Origin of the sequence: Megasphaera sp. UBA4382, from assembly GCF_002391155.1 — a bacterium.
In the GTDB taxonomy this organism is placed as follows: Bacteria; Bacillota; Negativicutes; order Veillonellales; family Megasphaeraceae; genus Megasphaera; species Megasphaera hexanoica.
Genome location: NZ_DGRS01000004.1, coordinates 1 through 9,301, shown reverse-complemented (window position 1 = coordinate 9,301; position 9,301 = coordinate 1). Strand labels below are relative to the sequence as shown.

Sequence of the window (9,301 nt, the reverse complement as noted above, 5' to 3'; positions counted from 1 at the left end):
CCCACCTAAGAGGTGGAGGACTTCTGGCGGATTAGGTTAAAAGAAGATATACGAATATATGACGGGACAGAAAGACAAAGCCGTTCATCATATGCAGATACTGGTTGACGCACATCCGGAATGGAAAAAGGACAGGATGCTCAGTTACATCATCAGCCGGAAGTATATTGCGCTGAATCAGAAAGACCGGGGTCTTGCTTATTACCAGGACTACCTGTCCCACGATGCCAATCCCGCCCGGGGCCATCTGGACTATGCACGTCTGCTGACCCAATCCGGAAAACTATCTTACAACCGATACAGCTAAAAAGGGAGCTGTACCTGCCGATATGTATACCGCCGTACTGACGGAAAGCATATCACAGGCCAGCTCCTTTTTCTTTATGAACGGCTCTGTATGAGCAAATGATTCTGTTATAAGAAGGAAGCAAACGTTCCGGCCAGTACGACCGAGGTAATGGTAACCGTTACGAAACCACCTACCAGCATGGACGGGAACATACGACTCATAAGGAATTCCTTTTCTTCAGGAGACGTTGCCAGAGAATCACAGGTCGATTCCGTAATGATGATATTGGGCGGGAAACCATACAGGGCAGTAAGTCCATTGGCAAATGCCAGGTAAAACGAAATATGAAGAACACGAGCGGCAATAAAGGCAATGATAGCCATGCCAATAACGCCGATGATAATCAGGACGAACATGGGCCCGATAATGGATAACAACATTTCCTGTGTGCAGTCTTTCAGGCCATCAAATATGAACATCATCAGTGCAAACATGCAAATGCCGTACGAATTCGCTTTGTTCAGGGCATCGCGGTCGAGGAAACCAATGGTACAGAAGACGACACCAAACACAAGAGCCCAGATAGCACCGGAAATTCCCGTCGCCGAACCAGCCAGGGTCGCCAGCCATGCGACAAATCCCAGCTTTCCTAATTTTACAACAGTCGTATCGAACTGAGCCGGCAGCTGTGGCAGAATCGTTTTGGCATGACTGACACCTACGGCGGCGTTGGCATTTTCTACGGCATGTTTATCGGCTTCACTCATGGTGATTTTTCCGGCCCGGAATAATTTCAATTGTTGTTTTCCGTACGTTTTAAGGCAAACCGCCGTCAGAGGATAGCCGGCAAAACCTTGTACACAATATATCGTAATGGCAAAGACAGCCGCCGTCACGAGTCCTGCCTTGGCAGCAGCCTGCTGCATGATCGTAGCCGCGACAATCCCGCCGGTCAGAGCCGGAAGTCCCGTAATCATGAGGGTCCGGTCCATAAACAGGGGGCACAGGAACCAGCAGGCCGTACACATCCCGATCAGACCGGCAAGACAGATGACAATGGTCCGCCATTGCATCATAAGCTGTTTCAGGCTGAGTACCGTTCCCATATGGACCAGTAACAGGAACAGGCCCAGTGTAGCACCAAACGGCAGCAGTACACTATCTGTAATCAGATTATACGGCAGGATAAACCAGTAACCCAGCAGCATCAGAATAGCCGTAACAAAGACAGATGGCACCCAGGCATGAGTAAGTTTGTCTACCCATTCCCCGGCAATATAAAATATAGCACAGATGGTAAAAGCTAAAGCAAAGTTATACATACAATCACCCTTTCTTGTATGTTCCGGCTGCCAGACGATCCCCACCGCAGCAGCCTTGTATCTCCATGATTCTGTATCAGCTATTTTGTTTCAGCCAGTCAATGGCCATCTGGGCATATACCCGTGCACCGCCGGCAAGAACTGATTCATCAGAGGTAAAATAATTGCTGTGATTCGGATAGGTTGCGTTACAATCGGGATTATGGGTACCTACAAATATGAAACATCCCGGTTTGTCTTCCTGATAAAATGCAAAGTCTTCTCCGCCCATGACCAGATCACTTTCCTGAATGGCATCGGGTCCCAGCACTTCCGTCACAGCCTGGCGGGCGATGGCCGTACAGGCATCGTCATTAATGGTGGGCAGAATGAGGAACTGATAGTCTAATTCTGCCGTGGCGCCATAGGCTTTGGCCGTTTCTTCTACAATGCGTTCCATCCGTTCCTTCAGTTCCGGGCCGATTTCGCGGCGGAAATACCGCGTTGTCCCTTCCAGTACGGCTTCGCCGCTCACAATATTCCAGCGATCGCCACCCTGGAATTTACCGACCGTCACGACGACCGGATCAATGGCATAGAGCTGACGGGATACAATGGACTGGAGATTCGTAACAATAGCCGAACCGACCACGATGGCATCGACGCCGGACCAGGGCTGGGAACCGTGAGACTGGACTCCGTGAATGCGGATAGTAAATTTATCTGCCGCCGCCATGAATGGGCCAGTGCGGATGGCAACGGTACCAGCCGGTACGCTGCTCCAGATATGGGCACCGAAAATGGCCCCTATTTTCGCAAACCAGTCACCAAATTTCTTCATATAGACCGCGCCTTTGCCAGCTTCCTCTGCCGGCTGAAATACCAGATAGACATCGCCATATATTTGATCTCTTATATCAAGCAGCATCCGTGCCGCTCCCAGGAGCATGGCAATATGATTATCATGACCGCAGGCATGCATCCGTCCGGGAACTTCCGAAGCAAAAGGAAGTCCTGTTTTTTCCGTTACAGGAAGAGCATCTATATCGGCCCGGAGAGCCACCGCTTTTCCAGGATGGGCACCGGAAATCCTGGCAACCAGTCCTGTATGTTTTTCTTCATTAATCTGATACGGAATTCCCCATTCATCCAGAACAGATGCTATCCTCCGCGTAGTTTCTGTCTCCTCGAAACTGAGTTCCGGATGCCGGTGAAACTCCCTGCGCAGGCGGATGATGTCATCATTATATCGTTCCATCAGCTTATCATGTTCCATATGTTTTCACTCCAATCACATAAATATTCATTAAATAATACGAATACGACATAGTAAAGAAAATAAGATTTGATAATCGAAAGATAATTCTTTTTCAATATATCATCTTAGCGCTTTTTTATTCTTTGTACGCGTACATAAAAATCATACAGTTTTTATTTTTTGTCCGGCCATCTAGAATATAAACGCATTAATTAAATGCGTTTATATTCTTTATAGCTTGATTTTACGTCATTTTCATTATTTTGTAAAGCATTTATTTTAAATTATAAATACTAATACTAATATTATTCCAATTATTTTTAAATTTTATAGAATATGCATAAAACAATGCCTTATTTGATATGTCTATTGCGAAATTACAAATATCAATTAATTATTGTGAAAAATGTTTTGTTTTATCTCAATCAATTACCAAAACGCATATTCAGAACTTCTATTTTTATGCATTTAGAAAAATTTGGCTTATTATGAAATATTTTAAGAAAACGAGGGTATTAATTTACTATATTTAATATTTTCACACTGCTATATTGTCTATCTCACAAAGACAAAAGAGCATTTCGTATATGACGTTCCCCGTTTTCTGAATACCGATTGAATAAGCTTGTCATATATATTTAGTCAGGCCCATGGCAATTCCTATCCTGGCAGCTAAAAATCCATATAGGCACAGGCATTTTTTCTGCCCTGGTATCGATAAACAAGAAATAGTATAATAGATCCAGAATATTTGACAGGAAAGGTGACGAACTGATGAAACAATTGGAAGTCGTAGCGGCTATTCTGACGTATAATGGAAACATTCTCTGCATGCAGCGGGGAAAAGGGAAGTATCCTTATGTATCGTTCAAATATGAATTTCCTGGCGGAAAAATAGAACCGGGAGAATCACGGCACGCCGCACTGGAACGAGAATTACGGGAAGAAATGAACATTCATACGACCATCAAGGAAAGTGACTTATATATGACGGTCCATCATCAGTACCCCGATTTTGCCATTACCATGCATGCCTTCTATTGTCCCCTCTCTTCACCGGAATTTATCCGCAAAGAGCATATTGCGTCATGCTGGCTTCCGCCGCAGGAACTGCCATCCCTGGACTGGGCGGCAGCCGATCAGCCTATCATGGAAAAATTAGTTTCTGAATCGAAACCGGATTAAATAGTAAAGGGTGCTCCACGATGACGACAGGCAATGTACTGGAAAATTGTTTACGCGAAGGTTTTATCGATTATAATACGAAAGCGGATTCACGGTATGTTCCCCGTATTGTGACCAATAACCGCGCACAAAAGACGAAAGTGCTGGATACACTGGTTACGCAGCTTTCTTATTGCGATGAGTTTTATTTTTCCGTAGCCTTTATCACCAAATCAGGCATTGCCTGCCTGAAAGATGTGCTGCTGGAATATAAAGACCGTCCGGTCAAAGGCTATATCCTGGCTTCCCAGTATCTGAACTTCACTGAACCCGACGCCCTTCGCGACCTGCTCACCCTGCAGACCTATCTCTGTCCGCCATCATCCATCGAGCTCCGCATGGTCACGGAAGACCACGGCTTCCACGCCAAAGGCTATCTGTTCCATCTGCCCAACCGGACTCAGGAAAACTACACGATGATCCTGGGCAGCAGCAACCTCACGGCCTCCGCCCTGACGACAAACCAGGAATGGAATGTCTTTTTCACCTCATCCAAAGATGGCGGCCTCATCCGGCAGATGCGTTCGGAATTCGATACGCTTTGGGAGGAAGCCGTCCCCGTCGATGAAAACTGGATCAACGCGTACGAACGTGTATACACCTGTAACAGGCCCCGGCATACCCATCTGGCACGCATGCAGACCATCAATCCCAATGCCATGCAGAAGGAAGCCCTGCAGGGACTCCGGCAGCTGCGCGACCAGGGCGCTGACAGAGGGCTCCTCATTTCGGCAACGGGGACAGGCAAAACCTACCTGTCTGCTTTTGACGTGCGCATCTTCCAGCCAAAGCGTTTCTTATTCGTCGTCCACCGGGAACTCATCGCCAAAGCGGCCCGCCGGAGTTATGAAACCGTCTGGTGTGATCGGGAAGATACGGGCCTGTTATCCGGCAATCAGAAAGACTGGAATGCACCTTACCTCTTCTGTACGATCCAGACCCTTTCCCAGCCTGACGTATATACAAAATTCTCTCCGGACTCGTTTGATTATATTGTCGTCGATGAAGTACACCGTGCCGGAGCGGCTTCCTACCAACGGATATTCCACTATTTCAAACCCCGGTTCTGGCTGGGCATGACGGCCACGCCGGAACGGTCCGACGATTTCGATATCTACGAACTGTTTCATCACCACATCGCCTATGAAATCCGTCTCCATCAGGCATTGGCGGAAAATATGCTGGTACCGTTCCACTATCACGGCATTGCCGATATTTCCGTAAACGGAGAACTACTGGATGAATCCGCCACCATACAGGATCTGACCTGCGAAGAACGGGTCCGCCATATCCTGTACTACTCTTCTTATTACGGGTGTGATGGAAACCGCCTGCGCTGTCTCATATTCTGCAGCCGCGTCGAAGAAGCCCGCATACTGGCCGGTTTATTGCAAAAGCATGGCCGCCGTGCCATATCACTCAGCGGTGATTCTACCCCGGAAATGAGGGATGATGCCATCCGCCGCCTCGAGGGCAGTCCGGATACGACGCCCGACTATCTCGAGTATATCCTGACCCGCGATATATTCAACGAAGGGGTCGATATTCCCTCAATCGACCAGATCATCATGCTGCGCCCTACCCAGTCGGCCATCATCTTCGTCCAGCAATTGGGCCGCGGCCTGCGCAAATTCCCCCATAAACGCTATCTGGAAGTCCTCGATTTCATCGGCAATTACAAAAACAATTTTCTTCTGCCTATCGCCCTCTACGGAGACCGCACCTACAACAAGGACGATGTGCGGCGTACGATGTCACAGAATTTCCTGCCCGGTTCCACCTCTGTCCATTTCCAGGATGTCGTCAAAGAAAAAATATACGAAGCCATCAACAACCGGAAATGGCTGGCCGATGCGCAGGAACTAAAGCAGTCTTATAAAGATTTGAAATACCGTCTGGGACGGCGGCCGCTCATGATGGATTTCGTAAGGCTTGGGGATAAAGATCCGTACTTATATGTCAAAAAAAGTCAGTCCTATTTCGCCTACGCCCAAAGCATCGATAAGGCACCGGCAACGCTCACGGAAGACCATGAAGCCGTGCTGAAACTGGTCAGTCTGGAACTGGCCAACGGCAAACGGCTGGAAGAATTGTGGATCCTGCAGTATCTCTTATCCCATCCTTCCCTTTCTATAGGCGATCTCCGGGCGTATATACGTCATACCTGTGGCTATGAAACATCGGAAAAAACGATTGCCGGCATCGAAAATGTCCTGTCCCTGCACTTTTTTACACAGACGGCCCAGAAAAAATACCGGCACATTGCCCTCGTATCGCTCAAGGAAGATCAGTTCGTCCTGACGCCCCAGATGAAGTTCCTCATAAAAAACAGCGAATTTCTGACCTATTTGAACGATTGTCTGGCCTATGGCATATACCAGTTCCACAAGCAGACCGACGGCCAGGCCTATGCCGGCGGATTCGTCCGCTATGGAAAATACTCCCGTAAAGACGTATCGCGTCTGCTCAATTATAAGACGAACCGCGAAGGGACGCTCAATGGCTATGCCATCGTCGATGACAGCGATTTTGAAACGACGGGACGGCGCACCTGCCCGATTTTTGTCACCTATAAAAAGAGCGACGATATTTCCGAAAGCACCAAATACGAAGACCAGTTCATCGCGCCCGGCCGCTTCAGCTGGATGACCCGGTCCCGTGTCCGGCTGGATTCCAGAGAAGTTCCCAAAATCCAGTCGCCACTGACGCGGAAACTGCTCTTTGTCAAAAAAAGTGACAGCGAAGGCACCGATTTCTACTATCTGGGAGACCTCGCGGTAGTCGCCGGACCACTACAAAAAGAAATGACTGGCAATGATGGGAAAACCCTGCCAGTCGTCAATTTCCAGTTCAAGCTGGATGTCCCGGTCGAAACCAGGCTGTATGAATATCTTACCCACTGACCGGCCGATAGGGGATTCCGTTACCGTTTCATCAGCCGGTGCACCATACGGATGCAGAAAACAAACAGGATTCCTGCCATGCATCCGCCACTATCCAGCAGGACATCATGCCCGGGAAAATGCACGGAAAATGGCACGGCAGTCCTCATGAGAGGGGAACCCATATTCCGGATGCCACTGGACGGCCCATACAAAGCGTTTCCCCGGCATATAGACGGCTTCTACAAGGCCATCCTCCGATAGGGCCATTTCCCGCAAATCCGGTGCCAGTTTCCGTATAGCCTGGTGATGAATGCTGTTGACGCCCATATGCTCCGTCTGCAACAGATCATAAAGCGGCGTGTCCCGCAGGACCCGGACCGTATGAACAGGCCGGTCATAGGGAGGCGTCATATGATGATCCGTGTCTGACGGATGCTGCAGCGGCAGGTCCTGGTATAATGTACCTCCCAGTGCCACATTCAGGATCTGCAGTCCCCGGCAGATTCCCAGGACAGGCATATCCTGAGCCAGTGCATGGGATATGACCCTCTCTTCCATCACATCTCTCGTCTCATTCCATTCAACCGATGCATTCACCGGTTCCTCCTGATACAGCGAAGGATTGACATCGTGTCCCCCGGTCAGCAGGATCTGGTCACAAAGCCCGACAAGCCGTTTCACTTCATCCTCATCCTGCGTCATAGGGAAAATAAAAGAATCCATCCCTGCCGCTTTCAAGCCTTCCATATATGCCGGCAACATCCAGATACTTTCCTTTTCATCATCCCAGAGCGGCATCACGCCGACCATTTTTTTCATAATCAACCCCTCCTCATCATAAATCCAGTCCGACATAAAACAACATTCCTCAATCCCTCATAGCGTGAAGACCCCGTTATCCACGCCAGTCTGTACATTCTAAAATGGATTTCCTGGTGACCGTATAATGCCACGGCTGCTTCTTCTTCTTTTTCTTCCTTTTTCCTCCACTAAATCCCGGACGGCCATGCCCCATTAATTTCCAGACCCTATCTTTGATAAAACTTGGTATATCTGAACGCACAGCATAGGATGCCAAATGGTCATAGATTGCCAGAATCGTATCTTCCAATGAGCGGAAATATAAAGGTTGTACATGAAATTTTTTCATCGTACCGGCTTCACCGCGTATTAAGTTCTTGTGGACAAAAGGACCATGATAAATCAGGATTCTCTTTTTAGTCTGCGAATATTTAATAAGCCATGTGCAGTTTTTTCATCTGCTGACGCTGACACACTTTACACAGGCGGTATCCCGTATCTTCCGCTTCCTGGGCGGTATAAAAATAGCCAAGGTGGGATTCCCCGATCCGACGGACCACAGGGCATTGTTCCATATGATAAATTTTATGCGTTCCAGAAGAATGCTTACTGTAAACAAGCACCTGATCACCTTGCTATCTCTTAGTCTATAATCAGGTCTATTATATCATATCTGCACGTTATCATATACAATGATGTAAACCGATAGTATTTACGGGGCAAGTGTCCATGGCTTCCGCCTCTTCATGACTTTAGCTCCGTCTCTGATGTTTCATGCGATAGCTGTATATACGATGTCCTGCCTCACACGCTCTGGGCTTTATCAGTTTGACTTCACCCGGTATCTGTCATTGGTTGGATGGTTCTACAACAGTGTACATAATATACATCCCGTTAGTATTCATGCCACTGCCCCTGCTACCAGTTCCTAGAAAGCCTCATAGCCATATTTTTTACTATCATCGTTGCTGATCACCATCGTCTTGTTTAATCCGTAATGACCGTTCATTTACCCATCCGGCTAGTTCCCATGACTGTTCATCTTCCGTGGAAGCAAAGTGAAAAACCGTGATAGGATTTCAGTCATAGTTGCTTATCAAGTGGATAGAGGCCTTTTTCCCTGACTTTTTTCATCCGCCAGCGAACAAATGACACCGTACAGGCATTGCACCATCCGCCCATTCCAGTACTCTACGACATATTCTTACTTTTTGTATTCCTTTGCTAATTCCAAGTCGAGCCGCTCTGGTCCTTGGGTGTACACGCAGGACGATTAACCGGCTGATCATCCGTTATCACCAAGAAGGAAAAGCGGCCTTCCGTCATGGCAATAAGGGCCGTAAACCAGCCCATACCATCCCGGACTCCGTCAAAGAATCTATCCGTTCAACTGTACGAAAACGACTATTCTGATGCCAATTTTACCCATTTTCAGGAGATTCTGGAACAGCAGGAATATATCTGTATTTCTGTTTCAGCCCTGACCTCTATCTTGGAGAACCGGTATATCCTGTCTCACAAAGCAACCAAAGCAAAAAAGAAA

At 47.8% G+C, this 9,301-nt stretch carries 9 protein-coding genes and 1 pseudogene; 5 read left to right on the top strand and 5 right to left on the bottom strand.

Translation table 11 applies throughout. From position 1 onward, the window contains the following. Positions 1-58 precede the first annotated feature (58 nt). On the top strand, positions 59-307 hold the full coding sequence (locus tag B4H10_RS00210; protein ID WP_150824413.1) for a hypothetical protein: 249 nt from the start codon (positions 59-61) through the stop codon (positions 305-307). A gap of 107 nt (positions 308-414) precedes the next feature. Here the strand turns inward: B4H10_RS00210 and B4H10_RS00205 are convergent, their stop codons facing one another. Continuing rightward, complete coding sequence (locus B4H10_RS00205; protein WP_075582197.1) at positions 415-1,611, bottom strand: hypothetical protein; 1,197 nt, start codon at positions 1,609-1,611, stop codon at positions 415-417. A 76-nt stretch (positions 1,612-1,687) separates the two neighbouring features. Further along, positions 1,688-2,866, bottom strand: a complete 1,179-nt coding sequence (locus tag B4H10_RS00200) for a M20 metallopeptidase family protein (protein WP_113856081.1) — start codon at positions 2,864-2,866, stop codon at positions 1,688-1,690. Positions 2,867-3,622: 756 nt separating this feature from the next. On the opposite strand from B4H10_RS00200, the gene B4H10_RS00195 reads away from it, so the two are divergent. Further along, a complete protein-coding gene (locus tag B4H10_RS00195; RefSeq protein WP_170087890.1) occupies positions 3,623-4,033 on the top strand; it encodes a (deoxy)nucleoside triphosphate pyrophosphohydrolase in 411 nt (136 codons plus the stop codon). A gap of 20 nt (positions 4,034-4,053) precedes the next feature. Beyond that, positions 4,054-6,975, top strand: a complete 2,922-nt coding sequence (locus B4H10_RS00190; protein ID WP_292017961.1) for a DUF3427 domain-containing protein — start codon at positions 4,054-4,056, stop codon at positions 6,973-6,975. Positions 6,976-7,080: 105 nt separating this feature from the next. Here B4H10_RS00190 and B4H10_RS00185 read toward each other — a convergent pair whose 3' ends face one another. The 3 genes from B4H10_RS00185 to B4H10_RS00175 all read right to left on the bottom strand — a co-directional run bounded on the left by B4H10_RS00185 (position 7,081) and on the right by B4H10_RS00175 (position 8,381). Then, positions 7,081-7,776 carry a gamma-glutamyl-gamma-aminobutyrate hydrolase family protein gene (locus B4H10_RS00185; protein WP_113856084.1) on the bottom strand — a complete coding sequence of 232 codons (696 nt, stop codon included), beginning with the start codon at positions 7,774-7,776 and terminating at the stop codon, positions 7,081-7,083. A gap of 76 nt (positions 7,777-7,852) precedes the next feature. Continuing rightward, positions 7,853-8,107: a hypothetical protein gene (locus tag B4H10_RS00180; RefSeq protein WP_292017960.1), complete on the bottom strand. Its 255-nt coding sequence runs from the start codon at positions 8,105-8,107 to the stop codon at positions 7,853-7,855. Positions 8,108-8,189: 82 nt separating this feature from the next. Further along, complete coding sequence (locus B4H10_RS00175) at positions 8,190-8,381, bottom strand: Ada metal-binding domain-containing protein (protein WP_292017959.1); 192 nt, start codon at positions 8,379-8,381, stop codon at positions 8,190-8,192. 598 nt (positions 8,382-8,979) lie between these two features. Between B4H10_RS00175 and B4H10_RS11540 the strand changes: the two genes are divergently transcribed. Together B4H10_RS11540 and B4H10_RS00170 are read left to right on the top strand one after the other, a co-directional pair. Then, positions 8,980-9,171, top strand: a complete 192-nt coding sequence (locus B4H10_RS11540; protein WP_162816265.1) for a helix-turn-helix domain-containing protein — start codon at positions 8,980-8,982, stop codon at positions 9,169-9,171. Then, positions 9,083-9,301: pseudogene (locus B4H10_RS00170) on the top strand (hypothetical protein); the annotation flags it as partial. The gene B4H10_RS11540 and the pseudogene B4H10_RS00170, both read left to right, overlap by 89 nt.